Source organism: Aeromonas sp. JL9 (assembly GCF_024436075.1).
Classification (GTDB): Bacteria; Pseudomonadota; Gammaproteobacteria; order Enterobacterales; family Aeromonadaceae; genus Aeromonas; species Aeromonas veronii.
Genome location: NZ_JANFNV010000006.1, coordinates 52,782 through 68,484 on the forward strand (window position 1 = coordinate 52,782; position 15,703 = coordinate 68,484).

A 15,703-nucleotide genomic window follows, 5' to 3' on the forward strand; every position below is an offset into this window, starting at 1 on the left:
GCCTTACCTCACCTTCAGGGTGGCAAGACCCAGCAGCACCAGCACGAGGGTGATGATCCAGAAGCGCACGATGACGCGCGGCTCCGGCCAGCCCTTCTTCTCGTAGTGGTGATGGATCGGCGCCATGCGGAAGATCCGCACGCCGCGCAGCTTGTATGAACCCACCTGCAGGATCACCGAGACGGTCTCCATCACAAAGACACCGCCCATGATCACCAGCAGGAACTCCTGACGGACCAACACGGCGATGGTGCCGAGCGCGCCGCCCAGCGCCAGGGAACCAACGTCCCCCATGAATACTTGCGCCGGATAGGTGTTGAACCAGAGGAACCCCAGACCCGCCCCGACGATGGCGGTACAGACGATCACCAGCTCGGAGGTATAGGGCACGTAGGGAATGTGCAGGTAGTTGGCAAAGTTGACGTTACCGGTGGCCCAGGCGATCAGGGCAAAGCCCCCCGCCACCATCACGGTCGGCATGATGGCCAGGCCATCGAGACCGTCGGTCAGGTTGACCGCATTGGAAGTGCCGACGATGACAAAGTAGGTCAGCACGATAAACATCAGGCCAAGCTGCGGCATCACATCCTTGAGGAAAGGCACCACCAGCTGGGTCTGTCCCTCATGGGTTGCAGTCGCATAGAGGAACACCGCCACCGCCAGCGCTACCGCGGATTGCCAGAAATACTTCCAGCGCGCGATCAGGCCGTCGGTATTCTTGCGCACCACCTTGAGGTAGTCGTCGGCAAAGCCGATGGCGCCGTAGGCACCCAGCACAAACAGCACCAGCCAGACATAAGGGTTGTCGAGGCGGCACCAGAGCAGCACAGACGTGAAAATCGCAGCAATGATCATCAGGCCACCCATAGTCGGGGTGCCCCGCTTGCTGAGGTGGGACTCGGGACCATCGTTGCGGATCACCTGACCGAATTTCAGGATCTGCAGGCGACGTATCAGCCGCGGCCCCATCCAGAGGGCAACCCCCAGTCCGGTGATGATCGACAGGATGGCGCGAAACGTCAGGTAGGAGAAGACGTTGAAGAAGGTGAAGTGCGGGGTGAGCAGTTCGGCCAGCCAGACTAGCATGTGGCTGACTCCCGATGGCCTTTGACCATCTCGACGATATCTTCCATGCGGGAGCCACGGGCCCCCTTGACCAGAATCGAAATTTCCTGATGTGTATTTATCATTTGCGCAAGCACTTCAAACAACGACGCCTTGTTATCGAAATGTCGGCCAACCGCGGCATCTGCGGTGTGGCGACTCTCTTCCCCCACTGTCAGCACGGCATCCAGACCGCGCTCGCGGGCATGACGGCCAACCCGGGCGTGTTGCTCGGCAGACTCCTCACCCAGTTCCCGCATATCACCGAACACCAGCACCTTGAAGCCGCCCATGGCGGTCAGGGCATCGATGCCCGCCAGCACGGATTCCACGCTGGCATTGTAGGTATCATCCACCAGGGTCAGACCGCCCCAGCGCTGCACGCAGAAGCGCCCCTTGACCGGAGCCATCTGTTCCAGCCCCGCCTTGACACAGGCGAGGGATGCGCCGAGGGCCAGACAGCCCGCGGCAGCAGCCAACGCATTGGCCACGTTGTGGCGACCCGGGATCGCCAGAGTCAGGCTCAGCTCGCCTTGCGGGGTCACCATCACGAACTCGGCGCAGCCTCGTTCGTTGAGCACAAGGTTGCGCGCGTGGAACGGCTGGCTCTGATCGTCGATGGAGAAGGCGCACTGAATGCCGCGTTCCCGCCACTTCGGCCAGAATTCGTTGTCGGCATTGACGATGGCGGTGCCACCCTCGCTCAAGCCCTCAAAGATTTCGCTCTTGGCGTGAAACACCCCTTCCAGCGAGCCGAAGCCCTCCAGATGGGCCGCCGCCACATTGTTGATGATGGCGGCATCGGGTTTGGCCAGTGAAGTGGTCCAGGCGATCTCGCCCGGATGGTTGGCGCCCAGCTCCATCACCGCAAACTTGTGTTGCGGCTCGAGGCGCAGCAGGGTGAGCGGCACGCCCACCTCGTTGTTGAAGTTGCCAGCGGTGGCCAGCACTTCCCCTTCGTTGCGCAGGATGGCGGTTGCCATCTCCTTCACCGTGGTCTTGCCGCAGCTGCCGGTAATGGCCAGCACTTTCGGGTTGATACGCTCGCGCACCAGTTTACCGAGTCGGCCCAGTCCTTTCAGACTGTCGGCTACCACCAGCTGGGGGATGGCCAGCGGCAGTTCACGCTCAACCAGCAGGGCAGAGGCCCCTGCCTGAACGGCCTGCTCGCAAAAATCGTGGGCATCGAAGCGCTCGCCGCGCAGAGCAACGAACAGGGCACCCGCGCCCAGAGTGCGGGTATCGGTACTGACAACGGTGATCTCGCCATCGTTACCAATCAGACGGGCATCGAGTACCTGCGCCAGCTCGGCAAGCCTGAGGGTCATCATTTGAATGACTCCAATAATGTGTGCAAGGCGGCCGCGACGGTTTCCCGGTCGCTGTAGTGCCGCTTGTCGGTTCCAATGATCTGATAATCCTCGTGACCCTTACCGGCCACCAGGATGATGTCCTGTTTGCTCGCCTGACCGATGGCCAGCGCAATCGCCTTGACCCGGTCGTGCTCCACCTGCACCGCAGCAGGATCGCGAAGACCCGCCACCATGTCGGCCATGATCCGGGCCGGCTCCTCGGTACGGGGATTGTCGTCGGTCAGGATCACGCGATCCGCATAGTGCTCGGCCATGGCGGCCATCATGGGGCGCTTGCCGCGATCGCGGTCGCCACCACAACCGACCAGACACCAGAGCTGGCCTGTGCAGTGCACCCGCAGGGCCTGCAATGCCTTCTCCAGTGCATCCGGGGTGTGGGCGTAATCGACCACCGCCAGCGGCGTATCGCCACCGCCAAAACACTCCATGCGGCCTGTCACCGGCTGCAATTGAGGCGCTGTCGCCAGCAGCTCATGGAAGTCGTAACCGATCACCAGCATCACACCCATCGCGGCAAGCACATTGCTGACGTTGAAGCGCCCGAGCAAGGGGGCGGATAATACACCATTCCCCCAGCTGGAGTTAATCTGCGCGCGAAAACCTTGCTGGTGAAAATCGAGTTGCTGCGCCGTTAACTGACGGCCGTGATGGTTTTCAATCGGACCATTAACGCTGAACGCCACCGCTGCCGGGTATTTTTCAATCCACTTGGAACCCAGCTCGTCATCGCGGTTGATCACCGCATTCGACTCATCGACCAGTTGCAGCAGTTGCTCTTTGGCCGCGCCATAGGCTTCCATGGTGCCGTGATAGTCGAGGTGATCCCGGCTCAGGTTGGTGAAGACAGCGGCGGCAAACGGCAGTGCGGCAACACGATGCTGCACCAGACCATGGCTGGAGACCTCCATCGCCACCAGATCCGCGCCCTGTTCTTGCAGCGCAGCCAGATTGGCTTGCACCTGCACGGCGCTGCCGGTGGTGTTTTCCGCTTCGATCAGATGGCCAAACAGGCCGTTGCCGATGGTGCCCATCACTCCGGCCTTGCCACCCAGCAGGGTGCGCCAGTTAGCGACCAGCAGCGCCGTGGTGCTCTTGCCATTGGTGCCGGTGATCCCCACCAGTTGCAGCTTGTTCGCTGGCTGGTCGTAGAAGGTACCTGCGAGTGCTGAGAGGTGAGCGGGCAGATCCCGCATCCCGATACAGGGAACCGGAGTCGATGGTGGGATAAATTCACCATCCTCCTCAAACACAACAGCGGTCGCTCCCTGAGCCACCGCCTGTTCGATAAACCGTCTGCCATCCACCTGATGACCACGAATGGCCACGAAGAGCGAGCCGGGGCCAACCCGCCGACTATCCAGCTGGATATCGGTCAGGTTTAGCGCCGGCGCCTGGATACCGAAGGGGCGCAGTAATGCATCAAGTGCGCGGGACAAGAGAAGCCTCCGTACGGGCAAGTTTGGTGGGCACCGCTGGCGGCACCGCATCGGGACGAATATTGAAGAGCTGCAGCACCCCGCCCATGGCCTCTGCAAACGGTGGGGTCGCTACGGCGCCGCCATAGTAGGCGCTGCCTTTTGGCTCGTTGATCACCACCACCATGACGAAACGGGGATCACTGGCGGGTGCGAAACCGGCAAACCAGGCCATGTAATCCTTGCCATAGCCACCGGCGACGGCGACCTTGGCGGTACCACTTTTGCCGCCGACCCGATAGCCCGGGATCTTGGCTTTTGGAATGGCGTTGTCGACCACATACTCCAGCGCCTGCAACATGGCAGCGGCGTTGTTGTGATCAATAACTTGCTCACCCTTGGGCGGCGTAGTCACCTTGACGATGGAGAGCGGCACCCGTTTGCCCTTGTTGGCCAGGGTGGCATAGGCGGAAGCCAGCTGCAGCGGGGTGACTCGCAGACCATAACCGAACGAGAGGGTTGCCCGCTCGATATCGGACCAGCGACGACGCTGGGGCAACATGCCGCTACTCTCGCCCATCAGCCCGCTGCCGGTATCCATGCCGAAACCGAACATGCTGAGGGTGTTGATCATCTCTTGCGCCGGCATCCGCAGCGCGATGCGCGACATACCAATGTTGGAGGAGTAACGCAGGATATCGTAGAGGTTGGTCGCCTTGTGGATACTGACGTCCTTGATCTGCTTGGCACCGATAAAGAGCGGACCACCGGGAATGAAATCTTTCCAGCTGGTGACACCTGCCTGCAAGGCACTGAGCAAAATCAATGGCTTGACGGTCGAACCCGGCTCGTAGGTATCAGTCACCACCCGGTTGCGTACCCGGAAGCTCTGATACTGGCCGCGGTTGTTCGGGTTATAGGAGGGGGTGTTGACCATGGCGAGCACTTCACCGGTCTTGATATCCAGCATCACCATGGAGCCGGAGGTCGCCTTGTTCTCGTCGGTTGCCCGCTTGAGGGCACGGTAGGCCAGAGCCTGCACCCGCTGATCGATACTGAGCTGCAGATCGTTGGCGTTCTTGCCCTCTTTGACGATGCCAAGCCGCTCGATGACGCGCCCCTGACGATCCTTGCGCACCCGCATTTCGCCGGGGGTCGCCGTCAGCCATTCGTTGTAGCTGCGCTCGATCCCTTCAATACCGCTGCCATCGATGTTGGTCACCCCCACCAGATGGGCGCTGATCTCGCCGGTCGGATAGAAGCGGCGCGCTTCGGGGCGCAGGTAGACGCCACCCAGCTTGAGCCCCTTGATATATTCCGCCACCGCAGGAGTAACCTGACGCTGCAGATAGACGAAGCGCTTGCTGGGGTTGGCGATGCGGTGTTTGAGGGTATTGATATCGAGCTTGAGCACGGCGGAGAGCGCCAGCCAAGCGCGCTCATTATTGATGGCCCCGGATTCGTGTACGGTCTTGGGATCGGCCCAGACCGCCTCGACCGGTACCGAAACCGCCAGCTGCTCGCCGTTGCGATCGGTGATCATGCCGCGCACCGCCTGGGTAGAGGTGGTACGCAGGGAACGCATGTCCCCTTCCTGACGCAGGCGATCCGGATTGATCACCTGGATCCAGGCCAGACGCAGGATCAGACCCACAAACGCGATGCCGATAAACACCGCAAGCGTGCGAAAGCGCCACGGATAGATCGATGGCGCTTTGACATTCGCTTTGGCAGCTTTGGCTGTAGCCTTGCGTTTCATGGTTGGGTAATTACCTTCTCAGTGGTCACCAGCGGACGACCCATCTGCAACTTGTCCATCGCCAGACTCGCCACCCGGGAGTGTTCAGCAAGGGTGCCCTGCTCCAGCAGCAGGTGGCGCCATTCGATATTGAGGCGATCCTCTTCTGCCATCAGATCGTTCTGCTTAGCCGTCAGACCACGGGTCATGTTGGTCACCAGGATCACGGCAAACGCGGTCACCAGCACGGCGACCGACAGAAAAATCTGCAGCTTGTGCCGCCAGAGATCGGCAACGATCTCCTTGGCCAGATGAACACGCACTTCGCTCATCGCTTACTCCGCCAGCCGTTCGGCAACCCGCAGCACCGAGCTGCGTGACCGGCTGTTTTCAGATACTTCATGATCAGAAGGCTTGAGCGCCTTGCCGACCGACTTCAATTTGCGACCGCCAGCCAGCTGGGCCTCGGTCAACGGAATGCCGTAAGGCACTTCCGGCCCCTTCTCGTACTTGCGGATGAAATGCTTCACCAAGCGGTCTTCCAGCGAATGGAAGCTGATAACCGACAGACGGCCATGTGGTGCCAACACTTCCAATGCACCGTTGAGCGCGGTTTCGATCTCGTCCAGCTCGCTGTTGATATAGATGCGAATGGCCTGGAAACTGCGGGTTGCCGCATGCTTGCCCTTCTCCTTGCTCGGATTGACCCGGGCAATCATCTCCGCCAGTTGGCGAGTGCGCACATAAGGCTCGGTCACCCGGTCGTGCACAATGGCACGGGCGATCTTCTTGGCAAAACGTTCCTCACCGAAGGTCTTCAGCACCCAGGCGATGTCATCTACATCGGCCTTGGCCAGCCACTCGGCGGCGCTCTGGCCGGAGGTGGGGTCCATCCGCATATCGAGCGGACCATCTTTCATAAAGCTGAAACCGCGCTCGGCATCATCCAGCTGGGGTGAAGAGACCCCCAGATCCAGCAGGAAGCCATCCACCTTGCCCAGCAAACCGCGCTCATCCAGATAGGAGGCGATGCCGGAGAAGGGGCCGTGCACGATTTCGAAACGGGGATCCTGGATCTTGGCCGCTTCGGCGATAGCCTGGGGATCGCGGTCGATGGCGATCAGGCGGCCATTGGGGCCAAGGTGCTGCAGGATCAGACGAGAATGACCACCACGGCCAAAAGTACCATCGACGTAGACACCGTCCGGCTTGATGGCCAGACCTTCAACGGCTTCGTGCAGCAGCACTGTGATGTGTTCAGCGGCTTGGGTCATTTATAAAGAGAAATCCTGTAGTCGTGGTGAGCTTGCCCAATCGTCCCCGGGCAGACCCAAGATGTCGTCATTGACCTGTTGTTGCCAGCGGGCTTCATCCCACAACTCAAACTTGTTGAGCTGGCCCACCAGCATGATTTTCTTGTCCAGCCCCGCATGGTTGCGCAGTGGCTGACTGAGCAGCAGACGGCCATTGCCATCCAGCTCGCATTCGGTTGCATGTCCCAGCAGCAGGCGCTGCAAACGGCGCTCTTGCGGATTCATGCTGGAGAGAGTCTTGAGCTTGCGCTCGACCTCTTCCCATTCATTCAGGGGATAAAGCAGCAGACAGGGATGGGCAATATCGATGGTGCAGACCAGCTGGCCGTCGCTTTCATCGCGCAGCCAATCACGAAATTTGGTCGGAATTGCCAGCCGCCCTTTACTGTCCAGGCTGATGGCATGAGCGCCACGCAACAAATTGCAGTCCCTGAAGGTGAGTGAGCAGGCAGATTGCCCCTCTAAAAACCACTTTGATCCACTTTTCCCCACCTTGAAGTTTAAGGACGTGCAGGGGGCTTTTCAAGCAAGGAGATGGGGCAGAGGGAACATATTGACGCAGCAATTGCATGCTGCGGATTGAGTAGGTTGATTTTCCACAAGTTATGTGGCGTTAAACTCTGGTGATTAATTGAAATAAGTGAATGAACTGAGAACATACACAATATGTGGGTGCGAACAACCATCCTCGGTTCTATCACCATCTATCGCTGCCATCGTGCCAAATACAAAACTATTCAATTGATTTAAAACATATAATTTCATTCAAAATGACAAGGTCGAAAATATCCTGCCAACGAAGCCATATTTTCTCATGCATAAAAAAAGAGCCCCGCGATAAATCGCGGGGCTCTTCGGAATGAGGTCGGAGTCGGCCTGTAAGCCGGGTTCTGTACCGGGTTGCCCCGGGTAGCAATCATTCCTCTAGGCCAGCAATCGCTCGCTGGCTCAAGCAACCTACCCGCCCCCAACGCGGGCCGCGCCAATAGGGGCCTATTTGGTCTTGCTTCGGGTGGAGTTTACCGTGCCACGAACTGTTACCAGTCGCGCGGTGCGCTCTTACCGCACCCTTTCACCCTTACCTGATCCCTTGCGGGCCATCGGCGGTCTGCTCTCTGTTGCACTGGTCGTAGGCTCGCGCCCCCCAGGCGTTACCTGGCACCCTGCCCTATGAAGCCCGGACTTTCCTCCCCTCCGCCCGTCTGTCCCGAGGGACACAACGACGAAGCAGCGATTGCCCAGCCAACTCCGAGGCGCGGATTATAGCCTCGTGATGCGGGCGGGGTAAACCGGCAATTCCCGTTTACGGCAATTAATAGTGCTCGAGACCGTACTTGTAGAGGGCATTCTTCTTCACGCCGTGGATCTCGGCGGTCAGTGCGGCTGCTTTTTTGAGCGGCAGCTCGGCAACCAGCAGACCCAGAGTACGGATCGCCTCGGCCGGCAGCTCCTCTTCCTCTTTACTGGCACCGGCAACCACCAACACGATTTCGCCGCGGCAGCGGTTGTCATCCTCGCCAAGCCAGGTCAGCATTTCAGAGGCTGGCAGACCGTGGATCGACTCAAAGGTCTTGGTCAGCTCACGGCACACCACCACCTGACGCTCACCAAGAATGCGAGCAATCGCTTCCACTGTATCCTGCACACGCCGCGGGGATTCGTAAAACACCAGTGAGCGGGTGTCTTCGATAACGGCTTGCAGACGATCATCCCGACCCTTGCTCTTGGCGGGCAGGAAGCCTTCAAAGGCAAAGCGATCGGTGGGCAGACCGGCCGCGCTCAGGGCGGTGATGGCGGCACAGGGGCCGGGCAGCGGCACCACCTTGACCCCGGCTTCACGACAGCGGGTGACCAAGTGATAACCGGGGTCGCTGATGAGCGGGGTGCCAGCATCGGAGACCAGTGCGACACTCTTGCCCTCTTTGATCCGGCCGATCAGCACATCGGCCTTCTGCTGCTCGTTGTGATCGTGCAGGGCGAAGGTCGGCACCGAGATTTGGTAGTGGCTGAGCAGGATACCGGTATGACGGGTATCTTCGGCTGCCACCAGATCGACACTGCGTAAAATGTCCAATGCACGCTGGGTGATGTCCGCCAGATTGCCGATCGGAGTGGGGACTATATACAGGGTTGGGATGTCACTCATGGGATCTCCGAGTGCCCCGACAATTGTGTCGCCATATTGGCCCGTTTACACTATGGGGAACTTCAACACTGGTCGGGGAATGAACTTGAACCGGGTTACAAAGCAGCTAAGTGTATCACGACTCTTCGGCATCATACTCGCGGCAGTACTGCTCGCCGCCTGTGCGTCGGAGCCCAATCAACCGTCAGGGCCATCAGGCATGCCCTCTGCGTTCTCCAATCTGACCAAGAATGCCCAGTGGTATCTTGAGCAGGTGGACCCCGCCAAGCCGGCCGAGGCCTTTACCTGGCAGATGCTGGCGGCACGCAGCTATCTGGCGCTGGGCCAGGCCAAACCGGCCTCGGCACTGTTCCAGCAATTGCAGAAGCAGGCCAAGGATCCCGCTCAGAAGGCGCAGTTGCAACTGCTGCAAGCCCATCTGTTGCTGGCGCAAGGCCACGCCAATCAGGCGCTGATCCTGCTGGAAGGCAAACCTGAGGTGGTGCTGGATGCCGATACCCAGAAGGATTGGTATCGCCAGCGCGTGGTGCTGCAGCTCGACATCAACAACAAGTTTGGCGCTGCCAAGTCGTTGATTGCACTGGAGCCCTACCTCAATCAGAGCGAGCAGGCGACCAACCATCAGCAGATCTGGTCGTTGCTCAAAAGCATGACCCCCTCCACCCTGCAAGCGCTGGAAGAGGCTCCGGCCCCTGATGTGACCACCGGCTGGCTACGACTGGCGGCACTGGTCAACGAGTTTGGCGCCCAGCCGAACCTGCTGGCCCGCCAACTGGCAGGCTGGAAGCGCGACTTCCCCAACCATCCAGCCCAGAAGGATATGCCAGCAGGATTGGGCGATCTGGCGGCCACTGCCAGCACCTCGGTGCAACAGATCGCTGTGCTGCTGCCCCTCTCCGGCAATCTGGAGCCGCAGGGCGCCGCCATCCGTAATGGTATGCTGATGTCTTATAAGGAAAATCAGGGGCAATTCACCCTGAACTTCTACGACACCCAGAGCAAGTCGACCGGCGACCTTTATAAGCAGGCGATTCAGGAAGGGGCAGACATGATCATCGGCCCGCTGCTGAAAGACAGGGTCGAGGAGCTGCTCAAGGCCAATCCGACCGTGCCGGTACTGGCGCTCAACGAGCTGGACAAGCCGGTCGTCAACGACACCACCTACTACTTCTCCCTCTCTGCCGCCGCAGATGCCGCGCAGGCAGCCCAGTACCTTTACACCCAGGGCTACCGTAAACCGCTGCTGATCGCCGCCCAGGGGCGGATCGGTTACAGCAGTATCAAGGCGTTCGAGCAGAGCTGGGCTACCCTGAGCCAGGATAAGCCGGTCGTTGCCACCTTCGGTACCCGCAACGAAGTGCAGGGGATGGTCAAGAATGCCCTGAGCGGCCGCTCTACCGCCCGAGCTGGTGAAGTGGTGCAACTCTCTGATGCCGCACCACGCAGCATCGATGCCGTTTACGTGGTGGCCAACAGCCTGGAAACCCGGATGATCAAGCCCTACGTGGATGTCTCGGTCAATCCGATGGGCAGCCTGCCCATCTACACCAGCTCCCGTGGTTACGACAGCGCCGCCACCGAGGTCGCCTCCGAGCTCAACGGCATGCATATCGCCGATATGCCGCTGCTGCTGGGCGGCTACGAGAAACAGCGCGAGCAGATCGCCCTGCTCTGGCCGCAGACCCAAGGCGACCTGCTGCGTCTGTTTGCCATGGGCTACGATGCCGTCAGTCTGGCAGAGAACCTACAGCAGATGCGCAAGGTAGGCGGCATGCAGCAGGCTGGCATGAGCGGTCAGCTGAGCGTGGATGCCCAGGGCAATATCGTGCGGATGCTGAGCTGGGGTACTTACCAGAACGGCAAACTGGTCGATGAGAACGCCGTTCAGCAACTGGAGGAGCCCTCCAATGAAGGAACTATGGAAACGGATACGCCAGCAGTTGCCGAGCCTGTTTCCCTCACCAACGAGCAAGGGACAGCACTTTGAACAAGTCGCTGAACGCTGGTTGCAGGCCCGGGGCCTGCAACCGGTAGCTCGCAACTACCGCTGTCGTGGCGGTGAAATAGATCTCATCATGCACCAGGGCCAGACCCTGGTGTTTGTTGAGGTGCGCTACCGGGCCACCGGCAGCCATGGCGGGGCCGCCAGCTCGGTCACCCGCAGCAAACAGCACAAGATCATGCTGGCAGCGCGCCACTATTTGAAGCAACATGCCATCAACGAGGCCAATCAGGCCTGCCGATTCGATGTGATTGCGTTCGAGGACGACCAGCCAGCCTGGATCCAGAACGCATTTTAAGAGGACCCTATGACTGACCGCATCAAAGAGAACTACACCGAAAGCATCCAGACCAAGATAGCCGCCGCCGAGGCGCTGCCGGATGCCATCCATACTGCAGCCCAGATGATCACCATCTGCCTGCTCAATGGCCACAAGGTGCTGGCATGCGGTAACGGTCCTTCTGCCGCACTGGCGCAACTGTTCATCTCCGAGCTGGTCAACTGCTACGAGACCCAGCGCCCCTCCCTGCCCGGCATGGCCCTGACCCCGGACATGGCGACCATCAGCGCCATCGCCACCGATCACGGTTTTGAAGAGGTCTACGCCAAGCAGATCCGCGCGCTGGGCCAGCCTGGCGACATTCTGGTGGTCATCACCACCTCCGGCCACAGCCGCAGCCTGATCAAGGCCGCCGAAGCCGCCCTCTCCCGCGACATGACCATAGTGGTGCTGAGCGGGGGTGACGGTGGCGAAATGGCAGGCCTGCTCGGCCCGAACGATGTGGAGATCCGTGTTCCCTCCGCCCGTCGCCCTCGCATTCTGGAAGTGAACCTGTTGACCCTGCACTGCCTGTGTGATCTCATCGACCAGACACTTTTCCCGCAACAGGAAGATTGAAACCATGAAAAAGCACACTATCCTGCTCGGTCTGCTGGTTAGCACCCTGCTGCTGCAAGGCTGCGCAGCCCTGGTTGTTGGCGGCGCCGCAGGGACTGCCAAGGCCTCTGGCGATCGCCGAACCCTGGGCGCGCAGTGGGATGACCAGACCATAGAGCTGAAAGCGGCCAATCTGCTGGCCGACAACAAACCGCTCAGCGCAGCCAGCAAGATCAGCGTCTACAGCAACAATGGCCGCGTCCTGCTGGTCGGCCAGACACCTTCTGACGTTTACAAGATTGAGGCGGGCAAAATTGTCAGTCGCATCGAAGGGGTTCGCCACGTCTACAACGAATTGCGCATCGGCCAACCTGCCAGTTTCACCACCCGCAGCAATGACTCCTGGATCACCTCCAAGGTGAAAGCCGATATGTTCGGTACCAAGAACTTCGACAGCACCAAGGTCAAGGTGGTCACCGAGAACGGCGAGGTGTTCCTGATTGGTCTGGTGACTCGCCAAGAGGGAGAGCAGGCAGTCAACATCGCCCGCCATGTCACCGGCGTGAAGCGCGTGATCAAGGCCTTCGAGTTCGCCCAGAACTAAGCTCGACCGCACATAAAAAAACGCAGCCAATCGGCTGCGTTTTTTATTTGATCACCTTCAGGGTCGGACGACCGCTTGGACGCGGCGGTTCCGGCTCAGGCTCCACCGGCGCTTCAGCCTGCTCCAGCCAGATATCGTAACCCGGCTCGGGCGGGAACATGGTGCCCACGCCGTTCTCCCGGGCATGAATAGCCAGTACGGCCGCCATCGGGATGTAAACCTGCTGGGAGACCCCGCCAAAGCGGGCACTGAAGCTGATGGCTTCATTATCCATATGAAATTGCATCACGGCTCGGGGCGCGATATTCAGTACAATTTGCCCGTCCTGAGCAAACTGCATCGGCACCATCACATGGGGAATGTTGACGTTGACCACCAGATGAGGGGTCAGATCGTTGTCCAGCAACCAGTCAAAGAACGCCCGTAACAAGTACGGGCGGCTCGGTGTCATTGTCGGTTCCATGCTCATACGCCAGCACGGATCTCGCGTTCGGCTTCGGTCAGGGAAGCCTGGAAGGACTCACGCTCGAACAGACGAACCATGTAGGCCTTCAGCTCTTTGGCGCCACGACCGGTCAGGTCGATGCCAAGGCTCGGCAGACGCCACAGCAGCGGTGCCATGTAGCAATCCACCAGACCGAACTCTTCGCTCATGAAATAGGGCATTTCACCGAAGATCGGCGCGATGGCCAGCAGGTTGTCACGCAGTTCGTTGCGTGCCGCTTCAGCATCGGTACCGGCCATGATCTTGTCGGCCAGGGAGTACCAGTCCAGCTCGATGCGGTGCATCATCAGACGGCTGTTACCACGGGCAACCGGGTAAACAGGCATCAGGGGCGGATGCGGGAAGCGCTCGTCCAGATACTCCATGATGATGCGCGAGGTGTAGAGTGCCAGCTCACGATCAACCAGGGTCGGTACAGAGTTGTACGGGTTCAGCTCGGCCAGCTCATCCGGCAGATTGGCTGGATCAACCTGGCAGATATCCACGCTAACACCCTTCTCCGCCAGGACAATACGCACCTGATGGCTGAACATATCGTTGGCACCGGAAAACAGCGTCATTACCGAACGCTTATTGGCAGCTACAGCCATTGAACCCTCCCGTCATTAAAAAGCAGAAACGGCAATGAAGCATCTTGGTCTTCATTGCCGTGCATTATATTACCCGTATCTGGTCGCTTAGTGAACGTCGCGCCAGAATTCCTTCTTCAACAGCACAGTGAAGATGAAGAAGATCACGATGAAACCAAGCACCCAGAAGCCCATGCGTTCACGCTCCTGTTGTACCGGTTCAGCCGAGTAGACCAAGAAGTTTACCAGATCCAGTACCGTCTGATCATACTCTTCGTCATCCATTTCACCATTACCGTCAGATTTGATGCTGACAACCTGCTGGGTCTCGACTCCATCGACCGTGTGAGTGACGAACTCGGCACGGGGGGTTCCCTGCAACGGTTCCAACACATGAGGCATGCCCACAGACGGGAACACCACATTATTCACCCCAAACGGACGAGTCGGATCCACGTAAAAAGAACGCAGATAGGTGTAAATCCAGTCCGCACCACGTACCCGGGCAACCAGAGTCAGATCCGGAGGGGGAGCACCAAACCACTTGGCGGCATCCTTCTCGGACATGGCGCTCTTCATCAGATCACCCACTTTGGCGCCGGTGAAGATGAGGTTCTCCTTCATCAGCTCCTCGGGGATCTCCAGATCGGCAGCAACCCGGTTGTAGCGTTGATACTGGGTAGAGTGGCAGCCTGCACAATAGTTCATGAAGGTGGCAGCTCCACGTTGCAGGGATGCCTTGTCGCTCAGATCGTAATTGGCTTTGTCCAGATGAACAGCTCCGCCACTTGCAAATACCAGAGATGGCAGCAGGGTCAGCACTGCAAATATTATTCTTTTCATTTAAATGTCACCCTCTCCGGCAGCGGCTTGGTGCGTTCGTTTTTGCTGTAGAAGAACAACAGCACGAAGAAACCGAAATAACCCAAGGTACAAATCTGGGCAACCAGCGTCAGGGTCGGCGTCGACGGCAGTACACCCAGCACCCCCAGGATGATAAAGCAGACCACAAACTGGGCGATGTTAAGCTTGTGCAACTTGCTGCGATAGCGAACAGAACGCACCTTGCAGCGATCCAGCCAAGGCAGCAGGAACAACACCACAATAGAGAGGCCCATCATGATGACGCCAAGCAGCTTGTCAGGTACCGCACGCAGAATCGCGTAGAAGGGGGTGAAGTACCACACAGGCGCGATGTGAGCAGGAGTCTTCAGGCCGTTGGCCACTTCAAAGTTCGGCTTCTCGAGGAAGTAACCCCACATATCCGGCTTGAAGAAAATGATGGCGCAGAAGAAGAACAGGAAGCCAGCGACACCGATCATATCCTTGACAGTGAAGTAAGGGTGGAACGCCACCGCATCCAGCGGCCAGCCGTTTTCGTCCTTGTGCTTCTTGATGTCGATACCATCCGGGTTGTTGGAGCCCACTTCGTGCAACGCCAGAATGTGCATGGCAACCAGCATCACCAACACCAGCGGTAACGCGATGACATGCAGCGCGAAGAAGCGGTTCAGGGTCGCACCGGAGATGACATAGTCACCGCGGATCCACAGAGTCAGATCGTCACCGATGACCGGAATGGCGCCAAACAGCGAGATGATGACCTGGGCACCCCAGAATGACATCTGGCCCCAGGGCAGCAAGTAGCCCATAAAGGCTTCCGCCATCAGCACCAGGAAGATCAGCATGCCGAAGATCCACAGCAGTTCACGAGGCTTCTGATAAGAGCCATAGATCATGCCGCGGAACATGTGCATGTAGACCACGATGAAGAATGCAGACGCGCCGGTTGAGTGCATGTAACGCAGCAGCCAGCCGTACTCCACATCGCGCATGATGTACTCCACGGAGGCAAACGCACCTTCCGCGGAGGGGTTGTAGTTCATGGTCAGCCAGATACCGGTGATGATCTGGTTGACCAGCACCAGCATGGCCAGCGAGCCGAAGAAGTACCAGAAGTTCAGGTTCTTCGGTGCCGGATACTTGGCCATGTGGTCGTTGTACATGGCCGTGAGCGGGAATCGATAATCGATCCAGCCCATCAGTTTACTCAACAT

16 protein-coding genes and 1 other RNA gene are annotated in these 15,703 nt (G+C 59.0%); 4 read left to right on the plus strand and 13 right to left on the minus strand.

Annotation, left to right across the window (positions count from 1 at the left end; all coding sequences use genetic code 11):
• Positions 1-3: 3 nt before the first annotated feature.
• The 9 genes from mraY to rsmI form a co-directional block, all read right to left on the minus strand.
• A complete protein-coding gene (mraY, locus tag NOM06_RS06635; protein WP_005355120.1) occupies positions 4-1,086 on the minus strand; it encodes a phospho-N-acetylmuramoyl-pentapeptide-transferase in 1,083 nt (360 codons plus the stop codon).
• Entirely contained in the window at positions 1,080-2,435 is a 1,356-nt protein-coding gene (gene murF, locus NOM06_RS06640; protein WP_219264554.1) for a UDP-N-acetylmuramoyl-tripeptide--D-alanyl-D-alanine ligase, read from the minus strand. The genes mraY and murF overlap by 7 nt, the downstream gene beginning before the upstream one ends.
• Complete coding sequence (gene murE / locus NOM06_RS06645; protein WP_201990591.1) at positions 2,432-3,964, minus strand: UDP-N-acetylmuramoyl-L-alanyl-D-glutamate--2,6-diaminopimelate ligase; 1,533 nt, start codon at positions 3,962-3,964, stop codon at positions 2,432-2,434. The genes murF and murE overlap by 4 nt, the downstream gene beginning before the upstream one ends.
• Positions 3,897-5,651 (minus strand): peptidoglycan glycosyltransferase FtsI, encoded by a 1,755-nt coding sequence (locus tag NOM06_RS06650; RefSeq protein ID WP_005336163.1) that lies wholly within the window; start codon positions 5,649-5,651, stop codon positions 3,897-3,899. Before NOM06_RS06650 ends, murE begins: the two co-directional genes overlap by 68 nt.
• Positions 5,648-5,962, minus strand: a complete 315-nt coding sequence (gene ftsL, locus NOM06_RS06655; RefSeq protein ID WP_005336166.1) for a cell division protein FtsL — start codon at positions 5,960-5,962, stop codon at positions 5,648-5,650. The genes NOM06_RS06650 and ftsL overlap by 4 nt, the downstream gene beginning before the upstream one ends.
• A 3-nt stretch (positions 5,963-5,965) precedes the next feature.
• Complete coding sequence (gene rsmH, locus NOM06_RS06660; RefSeq protein ID WP_219264555.1) at positions 5,966-6,904, minus strand: 16S rRNA (cytosine(1402)-N(4))-methyltransferase RsmH; 939 nt, start codon at positions 6,902-6,904, stop codon at positions 5,966-5,968.
• On the minus strand, positions 6,905-7,363 hold the full coding sequence (mraZ, locus tag NOM06_RS06665; RefSeq protein ID WP_013723406.1) for a division/cell wall cluster transcriptional repressor MraZ: 459 nt from the start codon (positions 7,361-7,363) through the stop codon (positions 6,905-6,907).
• Positions 7,364-7,806: 443 nt separating this feature from the next.
• Positions 7,807-8,193, minus strand: an RNA gene (gene rnpB / locus NOM06_RS06670) — RNase P RNA component class A.
• Positions 8,194-8,255: 62 nt separating this feature from the next.
• Positions 8,256-9,089 (minus strand): 16S rRNA (cytidine(1402)-2'-O)-methyltransferase, encoded by an 834-nt coding sequence (gene rsmI, locus NOM06_RS06675; protein ID WP_111899819.1) that lies wholly within the window; start codon positions 9,087-9,089, stop codon positions 8,256-8,258.
• Positions 9,090-9,288: 199 nt separating this feature from the next.
• Between rsmI and NOM06_RS06680 the strand changes: the two genes are divergently transcribed.
• Genes NOM06_RS06680 through dolP form a run of 4 tightly spaced genes read left to right on the plus strand, consistent with a single transcriptional unit; the run spans position 9,289 to position 12,572 of the window.
• Positions 9,289-11,076: a penicillin-binding protein activator gene (locus NOM06_RS06680; protein ID WP_255910594.1), complete on the plus strand. Its 1,788-nt coding sequence runs from the start codon at positions 9,289-9,291 to the stop codon at positions 11,074-11,076.
• On the plus strand, positions 10,997-11,389 hold the full coding sequence (locus tag NOM06_RS06685; protein ID WP_255910596.1) for a YraN family protein: 393 nt from the start codon (positions 10,997-10,999) through the stop codon (positions 11,387-11,389). Before NOM06_RS06680 ends, NOM06_RS06685 begins: the two co-directional genes overlap by 80 nt.
• A gap of 9 nt (positions 11,390-11,398) precedes the next feature.
• Entirely contained in the window at positions 11,399-11,989 is a 591-nt protein-coding gene (locus NOM06_RS06690) for an SIS domain-containing protein (protein ID WP_005336275.1), read from the plus strand.
• A gap of 4 nt (positions 11,990-11,993) precedes the next feature.
• Positions 11,994-12,572, plus strand: a complete 579-nt coding sequence (gene dolP / locus NOM06_RS06695; protein WP_005336277.1) for a division/outer membrane stress-associated lipid-binding lipoprotein — start codon at positions 11,994-11,996, stop codon at positions 12,570-12,572.
• A 43-nt stretch (positions 12,573-12,615) separates the two neighbouring features.
• Here the strand turns inward: dolP and NOM06_RS06700 are convergent, their stop codons facing one another.
• From NOM06_RS06700 to NOM06_RS06715, 4 genes are all read right to left on the minus strand, one after another.
• Positions 12,616-13,041, minus strand: coding sequence for a ClpXP protease specificity-enhancing factor (locus NOM06_RS06700; protein WP_005336278.1), 426 nt, complete (start codon positions 13,039-13,041; stop codon positions 12,616-12,618).
• A complete protein-coding gene (gene sspA / locus NOM06_RS06705; RefSeq protein ID WP_005336279.1) occupies positions 13,038-13,667 on the minus strand; it encodes a stringent starvation protein SspA in 630 nt (209 codons plus the stop codon). Before sspA ends, NOM06_RS06700 begins: the two co-directional genes overlap by 4 nt.
• A gap of 87 nt (positions 13,668-13,754) precedes the next feature.
• On the minus strand, positions 13,755-14,489 hold the full coding sequence (locus NOM06_RS06710; protein WP_255910598.1) for a cytochrome c1: 735 nt from the start codon (positions 14,487-14,489) through the stop codon (positions 13,755-13,757).
• Positions 14,486-15,703, minus strand: a complete 1,218-nt coding sequence (locus NOM06_RS06715; protein WP_040068842.1) for a cytochrome bc complex cytochrome b subunit — start codon at positions 15,701-15,703, stop codon at positions 14,486-14,488. The genes NOM06_RS06710 and NOM06_RS06715 overlap by 4 nt, the downstream gene beginning before the upstream one ends.